19 protein-coding genes are annotated in these 21,733 nt (G+C 70.8%); 10 read left to right on the top strand and 9 right to left on the bottom strand.

Going from position 1 to position 21,733, the window contains the following annotated elements; translation table 11 throughout:
• The first annotated feature begins 2 nt into the window (after window positions 1-2).
• The 7 genes from pstA (at window position 3) to pstB (ending at window position 10,241) form a co-directional block, all read left to right on the top strand.
• The gene (gene pstA, locus ADL25_RS16265; protein ID WP_079050394.1) at window positions 3-1,280 is read left to right on the top strand and encodes a phosphate ABC transporter permease PstA; all 1,278 of its coding nucleotides are present in this window, start codon (window positions 3-5) and stop codon (window positions 1,278-1,280) included.
• Entirely contained in the window at window positions 1,277-3,016 is a 1,740-nt protein-coding gene (pstS, locus tag ADL25_RS16260; RefSeq protein ID WP_199839168.1) for a phosphate ABC transporter substrate-binding protein PstS, read from the top strand. The genes pstA and pstS overlap by 4 nt, the downstream gene beginning before the upstream one ends.
• 41 nt (window positions 3,017-3,057) lie before the next feature.
• Window positions 3,058-5,535, top strand: coding sequence for a hypothetical protein (locus ADL25_RS16255; protein ID WP_059128454.1), 2,478 nt, complete (start codon window positions 3,058-3,060; stop codon window positions 5,533-5,535).
• Window positions 5,536-5,705: 170 nt separating this feature from the next.
• On the top strand, window positions 5,706-6,731 hold the full coding sequence (locus ADL25_RS16250; RefSeq protein WP_059128453.1) for a hypothetical protein: 1,026 nt from the start codon (window positions 5,706-5,708) through the stop codon (window positions 6,729-6,731).
• A gap of 100 nt (window positions 6,732-6,831) precedes the next feature.
• Window positions 6,832-8,295 (top strand): Ig-like domain-containing protein, encoded by a 1,464-nt coding sequence (locus tag ADL25_RS16245; protein WP_079050393.1) that lies wholly within the window; start codon window positions 6,832-6,834, stop codon window positions 8,293-8,295.
• Between the two features lie 89 nt (window positions 8,296-8,384).
• On the top strand, window positions 8,385-9,332 hold the full coding sequence (locus ADL25_RS16240; RefSeq protein WP_059128451.1) for a sortase: 948 nt from the start codon (window positions 8,385-8,387) through the stop codon (window positions 9,330-9,332).
• 21 nt (window positions 9,333-9,353) lie between these two features.
• The gene (gene pstB, locus ADL25_RS16235; RefSeq protein WP_079050392.1) at window positions 9,354-10,241 is read left to right on the top strand and encodes a phosphate ABC transporter ATP-binding protein PstB; all 888 of its coding nucleotides are present in this window, start codon (window positions 9,354-9,356) and stop codon (window positions 10,239-10,241) included.
• A 316-nt stretch (window positions 10,242-10,557) separates the two neighbouring features.
• Here the strand turns inward: pstB and ADL25_RS16230 are convergent, their stop codons facing one another.
• From ADL25_RS16230 to ADL25_RS16210, 5 genes are all read right to left on the bottom strand, one after another.
• The gene (locus ADL25_RS16230; protein WP_147318019.1) at window positions 10,558-10,887 is read right to left on the bottom strand and encodes a hypothetical protein; all 330 of its coding nucleotides are present in this window, start codon (window positions 10,885-10,887) and stop codon (window positions 10,558-10,560) included.
• Window positions 10,888-11,303: 416 nt separating this feature from the next.
• Window positions 11,304-12,935, bottom strand: a complete 1,632-nt coding sequence (locus ADL25_RS16225) for a phospho-sugar mutase (RefSeq protein ID WP_059128449.1) — start codon at window positions 12,933-12,935, stop codon at window positions 11,304-11,306.
• A gap of 246 nt (window positions 12,936-13,181) precedes the next feature.
• Window positions 13,182-14,006: a purine-nucleoside phosphorylase gene (locus ADL25_RS16220; RefSeq protein ID WP_059128535.1), complete on the bottom strand. Its 825-nt coding sequence runs from the start codon at window positions 14,004-14,006 to the stop codon at window positions 13,182-13,184.
• Window positions 14,007-14,140: 134 nt separating this feature from the next.
• Window positions 14,141-14,419: a type II toxin-antitoxin system RelE family toxin gene (locus ADL25_RS16215; RefSeq protein WP_059128448.1), complete on the bottom strand. Its 279-nt coding sequence runs from the start codon at window positions 14,417-14,419 to the stop codon at window positions 14,141-14,143.
• Between the two features lie 56 nt (window positions 14,420-14,475).
• Window positions 14,476-14,913, bottom strand: coding sequence for a gamma-glutamylcyclotransferase (locus ADL25_RS16210; protein WP_059128447.1), 438 nt, complete (start codon window positions 14,911-14,913; stop codon window positions 14,476-14,478).
• Between the two features lie 97 nt (window positions 14,914-15,010).
• Between ADL25_RS16210 and ADL25_RS16205 the strand changes: the two genes are divergently transcribed.
• Together ADL25_RS16205 and ADL25_RS16200 are read left to right on the top strand one after the other, a co-directional pair.
• Window positions 15,011-16,459, top strand: a complete 1,449-nt coding sequence (locus tag ADL25_RS16205; protein WP_059128446.1) for an NAD(P)H-quinone dehydrogenase — start codon at window positions 15,011-15,013, stop codon at window positions 16,457-16,459.
• 189 nt (window positions 16,460-16,648) lie between these two features.
• Window positions 16,649-17,608: a DeoR/GlpR family DNA-binding transcription regulator gene (locus ADL25_RS16200; protein WP_079050391.1), complete on the top strand. Its 960-nt coding sequence runs from the start codon at window positions 16,649-16,651 to the stop codon at window positions 17,606-17,608.
• A 349-nt stretch (window positions 17,609-17,957) separates the two neighbouring features.
• On the opposite strand, the gene ADL25_RS16195 is transcribed toward ADL25_RS16200, so the two are convergent.
• Window positions 17,958-19,730 carry an acetyl/propionyl/methylcrotonyl-CoA carboxylase subunit alpha gene (locus ADL25_RS16195; RefSeq protein WP_059128444.1) on the bottom strand — a complete coding sequence of 591 codons (1,773 nt, stop codon included), beginning with the start codon at window positions 19,728-19,730 and terminating at the stop codon, window positions 17,958-17,960.
• Between the two features lie 364 nt (window positions 19,731-20,094).
• Here ADL25_RS16195 and ADL25_RS16190 point away from each other — a divergent pair, with 364 nt between their 5' ends.
• Window positions 20,095-20,607: a hypothetical protein gene (locus tag ADL25_RS16190; RefSeq protein ID WP_059128443.1), complete on the top strand. Its 513-nt coding sequence runs from the start codon at window positions 20,095-20,097 to the stop codon at window positions 20,605-20,607.
• 21 nt (window positions 20,608-20,628) lie between these two features.
• Here the strand turns inward: ADL25_RS16190 and ADL25_RS16185 are convergent, their stop codons facing one another.
• From ADL25_RS16185 to ADL25_RS16180, 3 genes are all read right to left on the bottom strand, one after another.
• Window positions 20,629-21,249 (bottom strand): Maf family protein, encoded by a 621-nt coding sequence (locus ADL25_RS16185; protein ID WP_059128442.1) that lies wholly within the window; start codon window positions 21,247-21,249, stop codon window positions 20,629-20,631.
• A 22-nt stretch (window positions 21,250-21,271) separates the two neighbouring features.
• A complete protein-coding gene (gene mmpB / locus ADL25_RS51540; protein WP_107116625.1) occupies window positions 21,272-21,400 on the bottom strand; it encodes a morphogenic membrane protein MmpB in 129 nt (42 codons plus the stop codon).
• A 132-nt stretch (window positions 21,401-21,532) separates the two neighbouring features.
• Window positions 21,533-21,733: acyl-CoA carboxylase epsilon subunit (locus ADL25_RS16180; protein ID WP_059128441.1), on the bottom strand; the 201-nt coding region annotated here is incomplete at its 5' end.

Genomic DNA, 21,733 nt, shown 5'->3' with positions numbered 1-21,733 from the left:
GGATGACCGTCACCACCGCACAGAGCCCGCCCGGCGACCAGGGACCGCAGACGAGTCCCGCGGCGCCGGCGAAACCGCCCATACCGGCCACGACCCTGCCCGGCCGCAGCCGGCCGCGCACCGAATCACGCCGCAATCTGGCCACTCTGCGTGCCACCGACGTGTACGCGATGATCGGTGCCGCGGCCGCGTCCCTCTGCATCACCTGGCTGCTGTTCGACCGGATGCTGCCCTTCAACGGCGCCCTCGGCTTCGTCGTCGTCGCCTACGTGCTCTTCCTCGGTCTGTACGCGCTGCTGGTCTCCTTCGACGAGGACGGGCCGGCGGTACGAGACCGGGTGGCCGCCGCCGTCGTCCAGAGCCTCGGCCTGGTGATGCTGGCCGTGCTGGCGTTCGTGGTCGTCTACACGCTCTACGAGGGCCGCGACGCGCTGCCGCACCTGAACTTCTACACCGAATCGATGGCCGACGCCGGTCCGATCGAGCCGCTCAGCGTCGGTGGCATCCTGCACGCGATCGTCGGCACGCTGTGGCAGATCTCCATCGCCCTGGTGATCTGCATCCCGGCCGGGCTGGTCTGCGCGGTCTTCCTGAACGAAGTCCCGGGCGCCTTCAGCCGGTTCGTCCGCACCATCGTGGAGGCGATGACGGCGTTGCCGTCCATCGTGGCCGGCCTGTTCATCTACGCGACCTTCATCCTGGCGCTGGGCTTCGAGCGCTCCGGGCTCGCCGCCGCGCTCGCGATCTCCGTGATGATGCTGCCGATCATCATCCGCGCGTCGGACGTGGTGATCCGGCTGGTCCCCGGCACCCTGCGCGAGGCGTCGTACGCGCTCGGCACCTCACGATGGCGCACGGTGTGGCACGTGGTGCTGCCCACCTCCCGCTCCGGTCTCACGACGGCGATCATCCTGGGCACGGCCCGCGGTGTCGGCGAGACCTCGCCGGTCCTGCTGACCGCCGGTTACACGGCGGAGCTCAACGCCGATCCGCTGCACGACCCGATGGTGTCGCTGCCGCTGGCGGCCTTCGAACTCGTCAAGTCCCCCGAACCCACCTACATCGCACGCGGCTTCGGCACCGCGGCGGTGCTTCTCGTGCTGGTGCTCGTCCTGTTCGTGATGGCCCGCGTCCTCGGCGGCCGCGGACCGGGCCGGCTGACCAGGCGCCAGGAACACCGCCGGGTCCGGGCCTCCCGCCATGACGCCAAGCGCTTCGAGGCGTACGCCTCCACCGACCAGTCGTCAGAAAGACCCGCACCGACGAGGAGCACCCCGTGATACCCGCACCTGTCCGACGTCCGCGCGCCACGCGCGTGCACCAGGCGCTGGCGCTGTTCGTCGCCGCGGTCTGCGCGCTGCTGGCCGTCCACCCACCGAGCGCCTTCGCGGAGAGCTACACGAAGATCAGCGGCTCCGGCTCGACCTGGAGCGCCAACGCCATCGAGCAGTGGCGGCGCAACGTCCGCCAGCAGGGCATGACCGTGAACTACGCGTCGGTCGGCTCCTCGGTAGGCCGTCAGCAGTTCAAGAACGGCACCTCCGACTTCGGTGTGTCCGAGATCCCCTACGGCCTCAACGACCTCGGCCAGCAGGATCCTCCGCCCACCCGGAAGTACGCCTACATGCCGATCGTGGCCGGCGGCACGTCGTTCATGTACAACCTGAAGATCGGCGGCAGGCAGGTCACCAACCTCCGGTTGTCCGGTGACGTCCTCACCAGGATCTTCACCGGCAGGCTGACGATGTGGAACGCGCCGGAGATCAAGGCGGACAACCCCAAGCTGGCCCTGCCGGCCCGCCGGATCGTCCCGGTCGTCCGCTCCGACGGCTCCGGTACGACCGCACAGTTCACGCTGTGGATGTCCAAGCGGTACGGCTCCCTGTGGAACGACTACTGCCGTCGGGCCGGCAAGCAGACGCCGTGCGGTCTCACGTCGTACTTCCCCGTGATCCCCGGCTCGGGCTTCGTCGCCCAGTCCAGCTCCCTCGGCGTCGCGGGCTACACGAAGCAGTCCCAGGCCGAGGGCGCCATCACCTACGTCGAGTACTCGTACGCCAGGAACGCGGGCTTCCCGGTGGCCAAGGTCCTCAACCAGGCCGGCTACTACGTCGAGCCCACCGCCTCCAGTGTGGCGGTCGCCCTCACCAAGGCCCAGATCAACAACAACCCGCTCTCCGCGAACTACCTGACCCAGAACCTTGACAACGTCTACACCTTCGGGGACCGGCGCACCTATCCCCTCTCCAGCTACAGCTACATGATCATCCCCACCAAGGAGGAGAACGGCTTCACCACGGCCAAGGGGAAGACGCTGAGCGCGTTCAACAACTACTTCCTCTGCGACGGCCAGCAGCAGGCCGACCGGCTCGGCTACTCGCCGCTGCCGAAGAACCTGGTGGAAGCCGCGATGGCGCAGACGCGGAAGATCCCCGGCGCCGACGCGACCAGGATCGATGTCAACAAGTGCAACAACCCGACGTTCTCCGGCGGACGGAACCTGCTGATCCAGAACGCCCCCTACCCGCAGGCGTGCGACAAGAAGGGCCCGGACCAGTGCGCGACCGGCACGGGCGGCAACAAGAACACCACGCCGGTCGGCAACGGCAGCTCCGGCGGTTCCGGCTCGAACGGCGGCTCCGGTTCGGGCGGCGGCTCGGGTACGGGGGCGTCCGGCGGCTCCGGCTCGGGCGGTTCCGGTGCGGGGGCGTCCGGCGGCTCGGGCGCCGCGACGAGCGGCTCCGGCAGCGGTACGGCGGGCACCGGCGGGGCGGGCGGGACCGGCGGCGGAAGCGTCGTCGACCCCGACACCGGCGAGGTGATCAGCGGCGACCAGGCCGCCGGTGACACCTCCGTCGCAGCCAGCCCGGTCTCCCTGGGCGCGGACGACTCCCTCGGCCTGCGTACGGCGTTGATGGCGCTGTCGGCCGCGCTGCTGGTCGGCGTCGTTGTCGGACCACCGGTCGTCGCGCGTGTGATGGCGGGCCGGACGCGTCGCAAGGGCGGTGCGGCATGACACAGGCACTGAGGCGTCCCCGACCGCGGATTCTCATCGCCATGAGTTGTCTGCTGGCCGCGTTCGTGGTGGCGCTGCTGCCGGTGCCGCCGGCCACGACGCCCGCCGTGGCGGCGGACAGCGGGGCCGAGGACTCGGCGGTGACGAAGTCGGGGACGAAGGGGCCGTACGACGACTTCTCCCGTCTGAAGGTGACCGTCCACCAGACGAAGAACCTGCACTCGCAGGGTGTGCGGGTGAGCTGGGAGGGCGGGGCGCCGACCCTGCCGAGCACCGCGTTCAACGTCAACTACCTCCAGATCATGCAGTGCTGGGGGGACGATCCGTCCGGTCCCGACCGGGAGCAGTGTGCCTTTGGAGCGGGGACCACCGATGGGGCCGGCAGCGGCCGGACCGTCGTGTACGGGCCGGCCGACTCCGGCAACCCGGCGGCTGTGGACCCGGCGGAGGACCCCGGGGCGACATTCATCCCGTTCCGGCCCGCCAACGGTGAGCCGCTCACCACGTCCTCGGTCGACTACACCTACTTCGGTCCCCTGGACACCAACGAGCAGAAAGCCGTGCGGACCTTCGCAGGCGGCACGGGCGAAACCGAGTTCGAGGTGCAGGACGGGATCCAGGCGGACCATCTCGGCTGCGGTCTGAACACGGCGCCGGCCGGCCGGACCCCCGTTGCGCGTTCGTGCTGGCTGGTCGTCGTGCCGCGCGGCGACCACTACGCGAACGGTACGAAGGACACCAATCCCGACAGCGATCCGCTCCGGACCTCGCCGCTGTCCGCGACGAACTGGGCCCAGCGGATCGTCTTTCGGCTGGACTTCCAGCTGGTCGACAGTTTCTGCCCGCAGGGCCAGCCCGAGCGGGCCGTACCCGGCTCCGAACTCGCGGACGACGCCGTCTCGTTGTGGGCGCCGAAGCTGTGCACGTCCACCGGGAACAACTTCAGCTTCGTGCGCGGTCCGGAGGACTCCGCCAGGAACGAGGTGCTGAGCGCGACGGAGGACACGCCCGCGATGGGCGTCACCGTCGATCCGGTGGCTCAGTCGGGAGACGGGCCACGCGTGGTCCATGCGCCGGTGGCCGTGTCGGGGCTCGCGATCGGATTCTTCGTCGAAGGAGCGAGCGGTGAGCTGCACGACATGAAACTGACGCCGAGGCTCGTGGCCAAGATGCTCACCCATTCCTATGTGCGAGACGTTCCCTGGGCGGACAAGTGCAACCCTCCTCCGTGCTCGCCCGGTGAGCCGGCCCCACCCGAGCATCTCAGGGGAAATCCGCTGTACTACACCCAGGATCCGGAGTTCTTGAAGCTCAATCCGGAATTCGCCGACATCGGCCGTGACGAACAACGTAGGCCGATGAGCCTCATGGTCCCGCAGGGGAATTCCGACACCTCGCGGGTGCTCTGGAACTGGCTTCGGTCCGACAAGGAGGCCAGGGACTTTCTGTCCGGGAAACCGGACCCCTATGGAATGCGGGTCAATCGTTATTTCCAGGACGTGGATCCGGTGGGGAACACCGACCTGAACGAATTCTCCAAGCCGGACCCGACGACAGCGCCCGGCTGGCAAGTTGATTTCAAGGATCCACTCGACTACACGATCCTTGACCTGGACCCGTACACGGCCGATCTGCATGACGGGGCCGTGAAGACCCGCAGGGGCAACGACGGGCAGACCCCCTGGTACCAGCTCGCGGACGGCACAGCTCCGGCCAGGCTCGTCAACAGAGCTCCCTCGCCGGGCGTCCGTACCGCGATCGCGATCACCGACACCGCGTCGGCGGAGCGTTACGGCCTCCAGGTCGCGGCCCTGCGCAACGCGGATGGAACGTTCGTGAAGCCCTCGGTCGACACACTTCGGGCGGGTGTCGACGACATGCGGCCGTGGGCGGACGACTCCGCCGTGCTCAAGCCCGATCCGGGACGGGCCAAGGGCCAGGCGTACCCGCTGACCGTGGTGAGCTACGCCGCGGCTTCGGTGGACCAGGCCCCGAAGGATCGCAAGGCATACGCGGACTTCATGAGGTACGCCGCTGGACCGGGCCAGACGCAGGGCCGGGCGGCGGGCCAACTTCCCCCCGGTTATGCACCGTTGCCGGAGAAACTGCGCAAGCAGGCCGAAGTCGCGGCCGACGACCTCGAGAAGGGCGGCTCCCGGAGCGATCCGTCGTCCGACGACCCGAACGCGCAGGGCTCGGGGGGAGCCGCCGCAGGAGCAGGCATCGGTGGGACCTCGTCGGGCGCGAGCAGCGGCGGAGGGGCGGCGGGTGGAGCGGCCGCAGGCGGGAGTGGCGGCCGCGAAACCAGCGCGCCGGCGTCGGAAGCAGCAGCTCCGAACGGCTCGGCCTCTCCTTCGTCGGGGCCGCAGCAGAATATCGCCCAAGCCAGGCAAGGAATCACACAGGGAGAGGTTCTCGGCATCATTCGATGGGTCCTCCTCGGCGTGCTTTTTGTGGCTGGAGCGGCAGGACTTGCAGGTCCGGCAATGCTTCACTATGCGCAACGCCGGACTCCCTAGGAGACACCTAAGAAGCCTCCCCGTAACCTTTCCATCGCAGGGAATTGGTTGGCCATCGTACGCAATTCTGGAAATGTAATCGGTGGCCGGCCGACGGGTCGGCAGTGCGAAAATCCGGATTCAGCTTGAACGTCCAGTCTTCGAAAATCCAGAAACCAAGGGGTTCAGAAGTGAACGTCAAGTCTTACGCCAAGGTCGGTGCCGCTGTCGGCGCCGCGGTTCTCGGTCTCGGCATCCTGACCACCCCGGCTTCGGCCGACCCGTCCTCGCTGACCGACTACCGCACCCTGGCCGCGGTCGGCTCGGACACCACGCAGTACGTCATGAACGGCCTGGCCAACGGCACCGACGTCGTCGTCGGCACCGGCGGCAACAAGATCGTCGCGTCGTGGAACGCCGTCGGTGGCCTCGGTGACCCGTACAAGACCAAGCCCACACCCGCGACTTCGACGGAGTGCCAGTACACCCGCGCCAACACCAACGGCTCCAGCAACGGCATCGCCCGGCTGTCCGAGGACATCACCAACGGCGGCACCACCTGCATCGACTTCGCCCGCTCCTCGCGCGGTCCGAAGGCCTCCGTGCCCGGCACCGACCTCACCTACGTCCCGTTCGCCCGGGACGCGGTGACCTACGCCACCGACCTGAACAGCACCGTGCCGGCGGACCTGACGAAGGCGCAGCTGGCCAGCATCTACACGAACTGCACCTACACGGACGCCACGGGTACGCACACGGTGGCGCCGCTGCTGCCGCAGGCCGGCTCGGGCACCCGGCAGTACTGGCTGGACTCCATCGGTGTCACCGCGCCGGGCGCCTGCGTCAACGACACGATCCAGGAGCACGACGGCACGGCGATCACCGCCGCCAACCAGCTCATGCCGTACTCGGTCGCGCAGTGGATCGCCCAGGGCAAGGGCATCGCGGAGGTCCCGAACCGTCGCGGTGAGTCCTTCCTGCGCAAGATCGAAGGCCAGTCCCCCACCACTGGCTCGGGCTCCTCGCTCGCGCTCAACCCGACCTTCATCTTCTCCCGGGACGTCTACAACGTCGTCCAGACGTCCCGGCTGAACGAGGCCGCGATCTCCGAGGCGCTCTCGGACATCTGCGCGGCGAGCAACACCATCAAGACCTACGGGTTCGGCACCATCTCCAACTGCAACGCGCGCACGCTCACGGGCGGCCTGAACTCGTGATCGTCGTCTGATCCCGCGTGACGGCCGGGCACCTTCCAGGTGCCCGGCCCCACGTGCTGTCTCCGTATCCATCCATCGAAGTCCCCCGGGGGCCATCGCAATGAGAGTGCTACACCCGTTCCGAAGAGCGGCCGCCGTAGTGGCGGCCTGCGCCGTGCTCGCCCTGGGCGTCGTCGCCCTGGTGGCGTCGCAGTCCCAGCCCGCCCGGGCGGCTTCAGTCGGTGAGTTCACCCTGACGCCCGGCAGCGGCAAGCTGACCGACCCGCAGCCTTTCTCCGGCTCCCTGGAGATCCCGGGCAAGTGCCCTGACGGCGGCGAACCTGATTTCAACTGGAACAGCGTTCTCACCATGATCGTGGTGAAGGCCGACGGCACCGAGGCGAGGGTGCAGGAAGGCATCACCAACCAGGCGCCCTACACCGAAGCGACCTCGACGGTGTCGCTGGCCGCGGCGGACAACCCGGATGTCGTGTTCCAGAGTCTGTCGAGCGTCATCACGGGCAACGGAACGTACGAGTTGCGCGTACGGTGCGTGGACAATTTCTCCTGGAGTCCTGCTCCGGACGCGGTCGCGCCGGGCGATCCGTACTGGTCCCAGAAGATCACCGTCACCGGCGACGACTGGGTGGTCGGGGAGGGCGCGAAGGCCACGAACGCCGCACTGATCGCCTCTCCCCCCAATGCCGAGCCCGACCAGGAGGTGACGCTCACCGCGACGATCACGCCGGCGGAGGCGGCCGGCACCGTGACGTTCCTGGAAGGCGAGACAACGCTGGGCGAGGCCCCCGTCGCCGATGGGAAGGCCGAGTTCAAGACGACGACACTGCCCCTGGGGGTCCACGACGTCGTCGCTCGGTTCACCCCGACGGACGCCACCAAGTTCGTGCCCTCTGAATCCGAACCTTTCACGGTGCGGGTGCGGCTGGCGCAGTTCGAGATGCTGGACGACTCGGGCAAGCGACTGCCCGGCACCCCCGAACTGCAGCGCGGCCAGACGGTGAAGCTCATCATCCGCAGGTGCGAGCCGAACACGGCGTTCACCCTCGCCATGGATCGGAACGACGGCACCTTCCCCGGCGCCACGTCCGACGCGGACGGAACAGCGACCTGGCCTGAACTCACCGTTCCGGACGACGCGGTCGAAGGCATCAGCGCGTGGAAGATCAGCCCGGTGTGCCCAGGCGATGCCGAGAGCAACCTGGACGCGGTGCCGTTCACGGTGCCCGCCCCGCCCTCCGAGTCCCCGAGCGGCGACCCGTCGGACGATCCCTCCGGCGATCCGTCGGACGACCCCAGCGGCGACCCGAGCGACGATCCCTCGGGCGACACGTCCGGCACCACGTCCGGGTCGACGGGCGGCGATTCCACCACCGGCGGTGACTCCGCCTCCGGCGGCACGTCGACCTCCGGCGGCGCCTCGCCCTCCGGCGGCCTCGCCTCCACCGGTAGCCGGATCGCGCTGTTCTCCGGCATCGGCGCCGTCGTCCTGACCGGGGCGGGCATCGCCTTCGTGCGGTACGGCCGGCGCAACGGGCTGCTGACCTTCGGCGAGCCCCGCTCGTAACGGCAGGCGGAGCACGGGCGGCGGGCCCCCACCCCGCCGCCCGCGCCTTTCGCTTCTCCACTCGACATCTCTCCACAGGAGCGCTTCCCGTGACCGTGCTGACCCCGCCCCCGCCGGCCGTGGCGCCGCCGGCGCCGGAGCCCTCGCCCGAGCCCCAGCCCGAGTCCAGCTCGAGGGCGCCGCGGGCGGAACGCGCCGGTTTCGCGTTCACCGGGGCCGCGCTGTGCCTGCTGACTGCCCTGATGCTCGGCTTCGCCGCCAACCTCACGATCGTCGGCCACCTCCAGCACTCCCGCGACCAGCAGACCGCGTACGACGAGTTCCGTCGCCAACTCGCCCTCGGGGTCGCGCCGGTGGGCCAGCAGACGTACGACGGCAGGATGCTGGAGCCGGGCGCGCCCGTCGCCCTGCTGCGCATCCCGGCCCTGGGCCTGAAGGAGGTCGTCGGGGAGGGCACGACCTCGGGTGTGCTGATGTCCGGTCCGGGCCACCGCCGGGACACCCCGCTGCCCGGACAGGCCGGCACCAGCGTGATCATGGGCCGCCAGTGGGGGTACGGCAGCCCGTTCAACGCCCTGCACAAGATGCCCGCCGGTACGGAGATCCGGCTGACGACCGGTCAGGGCACGGCCACGTACAAGGTCACCGCCATTCGCCACAAGGGCGACCCGCTGCCTCCCGTCCTGAAGGAGAACGAGGGCCGGCTCACGCTCATCACCGCCGAGGGCAGCCCCTACACCCCCTCCGGCACCCTGCGCGTCGACGCGACCCTGACGAGTGACGTACAGCCCGCCCCGCCGCGCCCGCTCGCCCTCGGCTGGATCGACGACTCCGAGCAGGCCCTGGGCACCGAGGACGCGGCCTGGCTATCGGTGTTCCTCTGGTCCCAGGGACTGCTCCTGGCCGCCCTGCTCGCCATGGCCGCGTACCGCGCGTGGGGCCGCTGGCAGACCTGGATCGTCGGCGCGCCCGTCCTGGCCGCCTTCGGCCTCGCCGTCTCCGGCGCCGCCGCCCGACTGCTGCCCAACCTGCTCTGACCGACGAGGAGTCCAGCCATCATGTCCGACACCACCGACACGACCGACACACTCGTCGACGAAATCCTCGACCCGACGCAGAAGTGGAAGGCGATACAGGCCGAACGACCCGGCGGAGCCGTCGCAGGCAGCGACCCGGCCACCCTGGAGGCCGACTCCATCTCGGCCTGGTTCGGTGACCACAAGGTCCTCGAGGCCGTCTCGCTCACCATGCCCGCCCGCAGGGTGACCGCGCTCATCGGTCCGTCCGGCTGCGGCAAGTCCACCTTCCTGCGGATCCTCAACCGCATGCACGAACTGGTCGGCTCCGCATCCCTCGCGGGCCGGGTGCTGCTCGACGGCGACGACATCTACGACCGTGGCCGCCGCATCACCCACGCCCGCCGCCAGATCGGCATGGTCTTCCAGAAGCCCAACCCCTTCCCGGCGATGTCGATCTACGACAACGTCACCGCCGGACTGAAGATGAGCGGTGTCAACGCCGGACGTGACCACAAGGACCGGTTGGTCGAGGAGTGCCTGACCAAGGCGGGCCTGTGGAAGGAGGTCCGCGACCGTCTCCGGCAGCCCGGCGGCGCGCTCTCCGGCGGCCAGCAGCAGCGCCTGTGCATCGCGCGTTCGCTGGCCGTACGGCCCAGGGTCCTGCTCATGGACGAGCCCTGCTCGGCCCTCGACCCGACCTCGACGCGGCGCATCGAGGAGACGATCCACGAGCTGTCCGAAGAGGTCACCATCGTGATCGTCACCCACAACATGCAGCAGGCGGCCCGGGTCTCCGACCAGTGCGCGTTCTTCCTCGCGGAGCAGGGCACCCCGGGCGTGATCGTCGAACACGGCCCCACGGACGCGATGTTCAACAGTCCGCAGGACCAGCGCACGACGGACTACGTGAACGGCCGGTTCGGCTGACGGCGTTCGCCCCGCGGATCCAGAACGCCCGCATCGGGGCCGGGCATCGGCGGGTGCCCGGCCCCGATGCGTGGCCCGTGTCCGTCCCGCACCCGTCCTTCGGGCCGATCGATCGGAACAACCCCTCCCACCGGTCCATGAAGGGATGTGTCCGATGAGTGGCACACTCCGTACGACGTACCCGGGCCGGTCCGTTTGTGCGCCGCGGATCCCGACCACGGTCCCGGCCGAGACGGCCCGTCCCGAACCCACACCCACGACACGCGCCGGCGGCCCCGCCCCTGCGGCCGCACCGACCTCGGGCAGGCCCACCGCGTCACCGAAGGCGAAGCTCCCGGACCCGGTCGCCGTCCCCCTCACCGTCCGTGAGCGCAAGCCCCTCGGCGACCGCGGAACCGACCTCCGAGCCCACGCCCGCGGAAAGCCCCACCGCGACCCCTGTCGAGACCCCGACCGCGACTCCCACCGAGGGCGGAAGCGCCCCGAGTGACCCGGTGACCACTCCGGATCCCGAGCCGTCGGCCGACGACCCGGCGTGCCCCGGCGCGACGGCGTCGCCCACGCCCACCGAGACCCCTGAGTCCACCCAGTCCGGCACCGAGTGCCCGGCGCCGGACGGGACGCCGACGGACGGGACCACCGCCACACCGGCCGGCTGAGCGGCGCAGGGCACGCTGAGGGCGGGACACGGAGCGCCCCGTCGGGCGAACCGTGTCCGGCCCGGGTGCCCACGCAGGGGGGTAGCGGGGCACACGGCGTCGACCGGCTCCCACTGGGGGTTCGGGGAAGTGTCGGACGCCGTTCTCATGGTGGGGCAGGACGCGTTGTGCAGGGCGACCGAGGTGCCTTCGCCGCGCCAACTCCCGGTGAACTGGGGTGGTTCGTCCGCCCGGGGGTGCGCCGGAGCTGATCGGGAGCACGGAGCCGCCGCAGTGCAGCGGACTGCGGTGCGCGCGCCCTCTGCACCGAGTGCCGTGCGGGAGGCGCCCGCCGGGGGATCGGAGGCCGTCGGTCGAGCGACGGGGCTCCGGTCCCGGTGGCGGTCGCCTCGCGTCCGCGGTTTCAGATCCCCGCGGCCGCCGCGAGATCCCGCTTGACGGCACCGAGGAGCTCCACGGCCCTGGCCCGCGCGGCGCCGAGTTCCGCACGGGAGCCGACCGGCACGACCACCTCCAGATAGCACTTGAGCTTCGGCTCGGTGCCGCTCGGCCGGACGACGACCCGGGCGCCGTCGAGGGTGTACCGCAGCCCGTCGGTCGGCGGGAGCGACGCCGTGCCCCGCGTCAGGTCCTCGGCCGTCGTCACCGGCAGACCGCCGAGCCGCACCGGCGGCTGCTCGCGCAGGCGCCGCATCGCGTCCGCGATGACCGACAGGTCCTCGACCCGGACCGAGAGCTGGTCCGTGGCGTGCAGACCGTGCTCCACGGCCAGGTCGTCGAGGAGGTCGAGGAGCGTGCGGCCCTCCTCCTTCAGCACCGAGGCCAGCTCGGTGACCAGGAGCGCGGCGGTGATGCCGTCCTTGTCGCGCACGCCCGCGGGATCGACGCAGTAGCCGAGCGCCTCCTCGTAGCCGTAGCGCAGGCCCTCGGCGCGGGCGATCCACTTGAAGCCGGTGAGGGTCTCCACGAACGGCTGGCCCGCCTTCTCGGCGATACGGCGCAGGAGCGAGGAGGACACGATCGACTCCGCGAGGGTGCCGGTGGCTCCGCCGCGCACGAGGTGCGCACCGAGGAGGGCGCCCACCTCGTCGCCCCGGAGCATGCGCCAGTCCTCGCCGTCCTTGACCGCCACGGCGCAGCGGTCGGCGTCGGGGTCGTTGGCGATGACGAGGTCGGGGTCCGTCTCGCGGGCCTTCGCGAAGGCGAGGTCCATGGCGCCGGGCTCTTCCGGGTTCGGGAAGGCGACGGTCGGGAAGTCCGGGTCCGGTTCGGCCTGCTCGGCGACGAGGGCCGGGACGGGGAAGCCGGCCCGGGCGAAGGCGGCGAGCAGCACGTCCTTGCCGACGCCGTGCATCGCCGTGTAGACGGTGCGCGCGGTCCGCGGGGAGCCCTCGGCGAGGACGGCGTCCGTGCGGGCGAGGTAGGCCTCCAGGACGCTGTCGTCGAGGACCTCCCAGCCGCTGTCCGGGCGGGGGACCGCGGTGAGGCTGCCGATCGCGTCGATCTCGGCCGCGATCCCGGCGTCGGCGGGCGGCACGATCTGGGAACCGTCGCCGAGGTAGACCTTGTAGCCGTTGTCGCGGGGCGGGTTGTGGCTGGCCGTGACCTCCACCCCGGCGACCGCGCCGAGGTGCCTGATGGCGAACGCGAGGACGGGCGTGGGCAGGGGGCGCGGAAGGAGGGCCGCGCGCAGGCCCGCGCCCGTGACGACGGCCGCGGTGTCCCGGGCGAAGTCGGCGGACTTGTGGCGGGCGTCGTAGCCGATGACGACGAGCCCGCCCGACTGCCCCTCGGCCGTGAGGTACGCGGCGAGACCGGCGGCCGCGCGGATGACCACGGCACGGTTCATGCGCATGGGGCCCGCGCCGAGTTCGCCGCGGAGACCGGCGGTGCCGAACTGGAGGGTGCCGCTGAAGCGCGCGGCGAGCTCGGCGTGATCCTCGGCGTCGATGAGCTTGGCGAGCTCTTCACGGGTCTCCGCGTCGGGGTCCTCGGCCAGCCACGTCTTGGCCCGTGCGATGAGTTCGTCGTGCACGTCGGGTCAACCTCTCGTTGTGTGTTCGTGCGGTGGTCGCGCGCCGCCCGACCCCGTGCGGGCTCCTCGAAGGTGTCCTCGCCCCGTCCGGGGAAGTCGTCCGGTGGGCAGGGCGCCGGGGCCGCTGCGGGCGTCATGCGTCCGCGTCCGGTCCAGCACCGCTCGGCGCGGTCGGCACCGGTCCGGCGCACCCCGGTCCGGGCCTGGCGCGACCGTCCCGGGGCGCCCGCTCGTTCGGGGCGCGCCCTACAGCCGGTTCAGCACCTGGGCGAGCAGCGCTCCCATGCGCGTGGCGCTGTCCCGGCCCGCCTGGAGCACCTCTTCGTGGTTCAGCGGTTCGCCCGTCATACCGGCGGCGAGATTGGTGACCAGGGAGATTCCGAGGACCTCGGCGCCCGCCTCGCGCGCGGCGATCGCCTCGAGGACCGTGGACATGCCGACCAGGTCCGCGCCGATGGCACGGGCCATGCGGATCTCCGCCGGGGTCTCGTAGTGCGGGCCGGTGAACTGCGCGTAGACGCCCTCCTCGAGGGAGGGGTCGATCTCCTTGCACAGCGTGCGCAGGCGCGGGGAGTACAGATCCGTCAGGTCGACGAAGTTGGCGCCGACGATCGGGGAGGTCGCGGTCAGGTTGATGTGGTCGCTGATCAGGACCGGCTGCCCGGGACGCATGGTCTCCCGCAGGCCGCCGCAGCCGTTGGTGAGCACGATGGTCTTGGCGCCGGCGGCGACGGCGGTGCGGACACCGTGCGCGACGGCGGCGACACCGCGGCCCTCGTAGTAGTGCGTACGGCCGAGGAAGACCAGGGCGCGCTTTTCACCGATCCGGTACGAACGGATCTTGCCGCCGTGGCCCTCGACGGCCGGGGGCGGGAAGCCGGGCAGCTCGGTGACGTGGAACTCCGCGTCGGCCTCGCCGAGGGCGTCGACGGCCGGGGCCCACCCGGAGCCCATCACGAGGGCGACGTCGTGGGTCTCGGCACCCGTCAGCTCACGCAGCCGTGCGGCGGCGGCGTCGGCGGCGGCGTAGGGGTCGCCCTGGATGTCGTCCGGAAGAAGAGATGCGTTCACGCGCAAGAGGGTAGCCGGTCCGGGCCTACGCGCGTAGATGATGGAGGTCACGGGAATGCGATCGTTGTCTTGTCGTTTCCGACGAGGCGTTGCGCGCTCGGCCCGGTGGGATCGCCCCAGGGCCCTGGGGTCCTTCAGTCCGTGACGAGGACGTCCTTGTCGTTGAAGACCTCGACGATGAAGATCAGCAGCCGGCCCCGGCTGACCGTGTACTCCACCAGGATGTTCTGCGTGAGGCGGATGGTGCGGTCGTCCCCGGTGGAACCTATGGGGCGGGACACGGGAAGGAAGGGGTCGCGGGCCAGGAGGGCGATGCCCTTGTCGAACGCCGGGCGCTGCTGGTCGTCGAGCCGGTCGCGGGCCGCGGCGGCCTGCTCGGTGTAGTAGACGTCGTACGTGGCGATGGGGGCCATGGCACGCTCTTCCGTTCGTGCGTCGATCGGTCCGATTCTACGGGCCGGATCCACGCTCAGCAGGGCCTCTTGCGAAGCTCCATCACGTAGTCGTGCGGCGCCCCGGCCGACTCCGCGGCGTCCGCGATCTCGCCCAGGTACCGGGCGGACGGCAGACCCCCTTCGTAGCCGTTGAGGACGTAGGTCCAGGCCATCTCCTCGCCGTCCAGCGTGTGGACGCGCACGCGCAGCCGGCGGTAGACGTCCAGGCCCACGCTCTCCCAGCGGTCCATGGACTCCTCGTCCATGGGCGCGACGTCGTACAGCGCGACGAAGACCTGTGTGAGCGGGTCCTCGACGATCGTCGCGAGAGCACCCTCCCAGCCCATGTGCTCGCCCCCGAAGGTCAGCCGCCAGCCGTTGAGCCAACCTGTGGCGCGTAGCGGCGAGTGGGGTGCGCGGCGGGTCATCAGCCGCGCATCGAGGTTGCCGGCGTACGCGGCGTAGAGCGACATGCTGTCGAGGGTACGGCAGCACCCCGCCCGCCTCTTGCGTAACGGCCGGAGCACCGCGCGGCCCCCGGGGGGAGCGGCACCCGAAGGGTGCGGGACAATGGAGTACGTGACTCGGATCGTGATCATCGGTGGCGGACCCGGCGGATATGAAGCGGCGCTGGTGGCCGCGCAGCTCGGCGCGGAGGTGACCGTTGTCGACTGCGACGGTCTGGGCGGGGCGTCGGTGCTCACCGACTGTGTGCCGTCGAAGACGCTCATCGCGACGGCCGAGGTGATGACCACCTTCGACTCGTCGTACGAGGAGCTCGGCATCATCGTCGCCGACGACACCCCGCCCCTGGAGCGGGCCGCTCGGGTCGTCGGGGTCGACCTCGGGAAGGTCAACCGACGGGTGAAGCGGCTCGCGCTCGCCCAGTCCCACGACATCACCGCATCCGTCACGCGTGCCGGTGCCCGGGTCCTGCGGGGGCGCGGCCGGCTGGAGGGCATGCAGGCCCTGGACGGCTCGCGCAAGGTCGTCGTACGGGCCGCGGACGGCAGCGAGGAGACCCTCACCGCCGACGCGGTGCTCGTCGCCACCGGCGGTCACCCGCGTGAGCTGCCCGACGCACAGCCCGACGGCGAGCGGATCCTCAACTGGACCCAGGTCTACGACCTCGACGAGCTGCCCGAGGAACTCATCGTCGTCGGATCCGGTGTCACCGGTGCCGAGTTCGCCGGCGCCTACCAGGCACTCGGGTCGAAGGTCACCCTCGTCTCGTCGCGCGACCGGGTGCTGCCCGGCGAGGACCCGGACGCCGCCGCCGTCCTCGAGGACGTCTTCCGCCGCCGCGGGATGAACGTCATGGCCCGCTCGCGCGCGCAGTCCGCCAAGCGCGTCGGCGACCGGGTGGAGGTCACCCTCTCCGACGGGCGCGTGATCACCGGCTCGCACTGCCTCATGGCCGTGGGCGCCGTCCCCAACAGCAGCGGGATGGGCCTGGAGGAGGCCGGGGTCAAGCTGCGCGAGTCCGGGCACATCTGGACCGACAAGGTCTCCCGCACGACCGCCCCCGGTGTCTACGCCGCCGGTGACGTGACCGGCGTCTTCGCCCTCGCGTCCGTCGCCGCCATGCAGGGACGCATCGCCATGTACCACTTCCTGGGCGACGCGGTGACCCCCCTCAATCTGAAGACCGTCTCCTCGAACGTCTTCACCGACCCCGAGATCGCCACCGTCGGTTACACCCAGGCCGACGTGGACGCCGGGAAGATCGACGCCAAGGTCGTCAAGTTGCCGCTGCTGCGCAACCCCCGCGCCAAGATGCAGGGCATCCGCGACGGGTTCGTCAAGATCTTCTGCCGCCCGGGCACCGAGATCGTCGTCGGCGGAGTGGTCGTCGCGCCGCGCGCCTCCGAGCTGATCCATCCCATCTCGATCGCCGTCGACAACAACCTGACGGTCGAGCAGATCGCCAACGCCTTCACCGTGTACCCGTCGCTTTCGGGCTCGATCGCCGAGGTGGCACGGCAGTTGCACACCCGCAAGGCGGGCGCCGAGGCCTGACGGCCGCACCCGGGCGCCGGCCGTCCGGAGCAGGTCCCACCGCCGGTCACGGGGCGTGTCCGACGATGCGTGCGGCATAGGCGGAAGGAGTAGGCACGTATACCACCTTCCGCCCCGCCGTGCGAACAACTTCTGTTATTCGGCGCAAACTGCTGAAAGCAGACGGTCGTTGGGGTTACTGTCAGTTTCGTGTTCGCTGCAGAACGTCGTCAATTGATCCTCGAAATGGTGCGAGCGAACGGGGCCGTGTCGCTCCGTGAGCTCGCCCGCGTCGTCCAGACCTCCGAAGTGACCGTACGGCGGGACGTGCGCGCACTGGAGGCAGAAGGACTCCTCGACCGCCGGCACGGCGGTGCGGTCTTGCCGGGCGGGTTCACGCGGGAGTCCGGCTTTCCGCAGAAGTCACATCTCGCGACCGCCGAGAAGACGGCCATCGCCGATCTCGCCGCAGGCCTCGTCGAAGAGGGCGAAGCCATTGTGGTCGGGGCGGGAACCACCACCCAGGAGCTGGCCCGCCGGCTCGCACGGGTGCCCGGGCTGACCGTCGTCACCAACTCCCTGCTGGTGGCCCAGGCCCTGGCGCACGCCAACCGCGTCGAGGTCGTGATGACCGGCGGCACGTTGCGCGGCTCCAACTACGCCCTCGTGGGCAGTGGCGCCGAGCAGTCGCTCCAGGGGCTCCGGGTCTCCAGAGCCTTCCTGTCGGGGAGCGGACTCACCGCCGAGCGCGGGCTGTCCACGTCCAACATGCTGTCCGCGTCCGTCGACCGCGCGCTGGTACAGGCGGCAGGGGAGGTGGTGGTCCTCGCCGACCACACCAAGCTCGGCACGGACACGATGTTCCAGACGGTGCCGACGGACGTGATCACCCGGCTGGTGACGGACGAGCCGCCCGCGCACGACGACCGCGCGGCCACCGAACTGCAGGCCCTGGCCGATCAGGGGGTGCAGGTCGCGATCGCAGGGGCGTCGGGCGGAGGTTCGGCCGGGGGTGATGCGGTCCCGGGGCGCCCGCCTCGCCGGGACGTGCCCCTGCCGGGCCCCCGTCGCAGCCAGATCCCGGGCGGCCCGCAGTTGCGTACCGCGACGGTTCTCGGTGAGCCGTCCACGGGAGAGCGCGCACGCGTGGCGGACCTGCGCCGCCGATAGCGGCCAGGCGGGCATCGGGCCCGCCGTGCGGGTCGGGGACGGTCCTCGTCCCGGCGCGTCGAACATCCTCACAGGCGGTGCGATACCGGTGCCCGGCCCCGCGGGCACCCGGTGACACAGCCGGTTCCGGCATCACCGGGACGGTCCCCGCGGTCCGCCTCCGCTCCACCGCGCACCGGTCCGAACGGCGCACATGCCGCAGACACGGTTCACGGCACCTCGAACGAACGGCCGCGGCCCTCCGCCACACCCTTTTCGACCGTCGGTGGCAGCGACCCGGAACAGCACCGAGGCGCCCCGCCGGCCGGCTGCTGCGGTCCGCGGGGCGCCTCGTCGACGTCGGTGTGCGTCAGTCCTTGATCTCGCAGATGGCGGCGCCGGAGGTGATGGAGGCGCCGACCTCGGCGCTGAGGCCCTTGATGGTGCCGGCCTTGTGCGCGTTGAGGGGCTGCTCCATCTTCATGGCCTCCAGGACGACGACCAGGTCGCCCTCCTTGACCTCCTGGCCCTCCTCGACCGCGACCTTGACGATGGTGCCCTGCATGGGGGAGGCGAGGGTGTCGCCCGAGGCGACCGGGCCGGACTTCTTGGCCGCGCGCCGCTTCGGCTTGGCCCCGGCGGCGAGCCCGGTGCGGGCCAGCGACATCCCGAGGGAAGCGGGCAGCGAGACCTCGAGACGCTTGCCGCCGACCTCGACGACGACGGTCTCGCGGTCCGCCTCCTCCTCGGCCTCGGTGTCGGCGGGGGTGACGAACGGCTTGATCTCGTTGACGAACTCGGTCTCGATCCACCGGGTGTGCACGGTGAAGGGATCGCCGGAGCCGGTCAGCTCGGGGGCGAAGGCCGGGTCGGTGACGACCGCGCGGTGGAAGGGGATCGCGGTGGCCATGCCCTCGACCTGGAACTCGTTGAGGGCGCGGGAGGCCCGCTCCAGGGCCTCCTTGCGGGTCCGGCCGGTGATGATCAGCTTGGCCAGCAGGGAGTCCCAGGCCGGGCCGATCACGGAGCCGGACTCCACGCCGGCGTCCAGGCGCACACCGGGTCCGGAGGGCGGGGCGAAGGTGGTGACCGTGCCGGGGGCGGGCAGGAAGTTGCGGCCGGGGTCCTCGCCGTTGATGCGGAACTCGAAGGAGTGGCCGCGCAGTTCGGGGTCGCCGTAGCCGAGCTCCTCGCCGTCGGCGATGCGGAACATCTCACGGACCAGGTCGATGCCGGCGACCTCCTCGGTGACCGGGTGCTCGACCTGGAGGCGGGTGTTGACCTCGAGGAAGGAGATCGTTCCGTCGTTGCCGACCAGGAACTCCACGGTGCCCGCGCCGACGTATCCGGCCTCCTTGAGGATGGCCTTCGACGCGGAGTAGAGCTGGGCGACCTGCTGCTCGTTCAGGAACGGCGCCGGGGCCTCCTCGACCAGCTTCTGGTGGCGGCGCTGCAGCGAGCAGTCACGGGTCGAGACCACGACCACGTTGCCGTGGCTGTCGGCCAGGCACTGCGTCTCGACGTGGCGGGGCTTGTCCAGGTAGCGCTCGACGAAGCATTCGCCGCGACCGAAGGCGGCGACCGCCTCGCGGACCGCGGACTCGTACAGCTCGGGAACCTCTTCGAGGTTGCGGGCGACCTTCAGGCCGCGTCCGCCACCGCCGAAGGCGGCCTTGATGGCGATCGGCAGGCCGTGCTCCTTGGCGAAGGCCACGACCTCGTCGGCGCCGGACACCGGGTCGGGGGTGCCGGCCACCAGGGGGGCGCCGGCGCGCTGGGCGATGTGCCGGGCCGCGACCTTGTCACCCAGGTCCTGGATGGCCTGCGGCGGCGGGCCGATCCAGATCAGGCCGGCGTCCAGCACGGCCTGGGCGAAGTGCGCGTTCTCGGAGAGGAACCCGTAGCCGGGGTGGACGGCGTCCGCGCCGGAGTCCTTGGCGGCCTGGAGGACCTTGTCGATGTCCAGGTAGCTGGTGGCGGGGGTGTCGCCGCCCAGGGCGAACGCCTCGTCCGCAGCTCGGACGTGCAGGGCGTCCCGGTCCGGGTCGGCGTACACGGCCACGCTCGCGATCCCGGCGTCACGGCAGGCCCGGGCGACACGGACAGCGATTTCGCCACGGTTGGCGATCAACACCTTGCGCACGATGGCTCCCTCTCCTTGAAACAAGCCGAGTTTAGGGACTGCCGACACGACGTTTCGACCCGTCCCCAGTGGTGAGCTTGCCCACACGGAGCGTGAAACCAGGCTCACTCAACCTGCGAAAACCCTTGTCGCACCGCCGCACATGGGAATCCACCGGAAAACCCTAGCCCTCAGATGTGGTCAAGGTCTCTATGAAGTAGTCCTGCCACGGGTCGTGTTTCTTTGTGGAGTCCCTACTAATGGCCCAACGAATCTTTGCCCCTGCCGGACCTCTTGTCCCGAGGTTTACCCGTTAGTAGCGTTCACGATGTCTCGAACGTACTCCGAGTAACACGCAAGCACGCGCGAAGGTGGGTGGGGACCGGTGGTCCGCAGACCGGTGGCATGGCTCGTTGCGATCGTTCTCTTCGTGGAGGCGATAGGCATCGCACTGCTGAACTGGTTCCTCGGGGTCGTCGTGGATCGGCAGGACATGTCCCTCGCCGGTCTCGACCCCGACACGATGTCAGTCTCGTCGAAGGCGGGGGGTGTCGTCTTCGGGCTGTACTTCGCGCTGTGCGGGGTCGCCGCACTGCTCGTCGCCCTGCGTGACCGCTCGCCCTCCGGCTTCTGGCGCATCATTCTGATCTCCGCGGCCGTGGTGCACGGTCTGCTCGGCGCCTTCACGGTCGGTCTGGTGGGCTGGGGCGCGTTCGTGTTCATGATGGTGGTGTTCGGGCTCATCCTGCTCACCCTCATGACGTACGACCGTCCGGAGAGGCCGGCCGGCGCTCCGCCCGAGGACGGTGCCCCGGGCGGTGACGAGGGGACCGCGCACAGGGCCGCGGAGCAGGGCGGGACCCCGGAGAACGGCGGCCCCGCACCCGTCACCCCCTGACGGCCCCGCCCCGGCCGGCCCTCACTCTGTCGGGGCCGCCCACAAGTCCGTGATGCGGACGCCCAGTTCGGCCAGCAGCCGGCGGACCAGCGGCAGCGAGATGCCGATGACGTTGCCGTGGTCGCCGTCGATGCCGTCGATGAAGGGCGCCGAGCGGCCGTCGAGGGTGAATGCCCCGGCGACGTAGAGGGGTTCGCCTGAGGCGACGTACGCGGCGACCTCCTCGTCCGTGGGCTCCCCGAAGCGGACCACGGTGGACGCGGTGGCGGAGGCGTACCGGCCGCTGATCGTGTCGTAGACGCAGTGGCCGGTCTGGAGCGTGCCGGCCCGACCGCGCATCGCCTTCCAGCGGGCCGTGGCCTCCTCGGCGTCCGCGGGTTTGCCGAGGGCCTGGCCGTCCAGATCGAGCACCGAGTCGCAGCCGATCACCAGAGCGCCCTTGCTCTCGGGCCTGGCCGCGACGACGGAGGCCTTCGCCTCGGCCAGGGCGAGCGCGAGTTCCGCGGGGGTGGGGGCGCTGACGGCCTCCTCGTCGACCCCGCTGACGACGACCTCGGGATCGAGCCCGGCCTGCCGGAGCAGTCCGAGCCGGGCGGGGGACTGGGATGCGAGCACTAGGCGGCGACGCGACTGATCGGTCATGGGCTCAGCGTATCGGCGCACCTCACCCGATGCCGATGACGATCATCGCGACCACCATCGCCAGCGCCATGAGGACCCCCAGCCGCCGCAACATCTCCTGTGTGTCGCGGAGTTCTTCCGGCGGTTCGTTCTCGGGGTCGGACCACAGCATGCCCTCGATCGTGCGCCGGTGACCCGCTGTGGCGCCTGAGTACGCGTACTCAACTTGGCCGAGGGCCGCTCGCCCCCCGGGCGGGCCGGCCCGGCGCTGCGCGACCGGCCCGCGAAAGGGACGAGGCGTGGCCTAGCCGGGCCAGTACGTGCGGCTCCAGGCCGTCGGCCCCGGCTGGGGCAGCCGGTGGGCGGCGATACGGGACGGGTCCGCCCAGGAGTCGCGCTGCCGTGCCGCGCCGGGCGGTGGTGTGGTTGCCGCCGCGGCGCGGGCTCGGACGACCGCGAGTGCGGCGGCGAGCTCCTCGGGGGTGGGGTTGCCCCGTACGACTTT

Source organism: Streptomyces sp. NRRL F-5122 (assembly GCF_001507435.1).
Lineage (GTDB): Bacteria > Actinomycetota > Actinomycetes > Streptomycetales > Streptomycetaceae > Streptomyces > Streptomyces lannensis.
The sequence above is the reverse complement of the archived record's forward strand: the minus strand, read 5'-3'. Positions and strand labels throughout refer to the sequence as shown.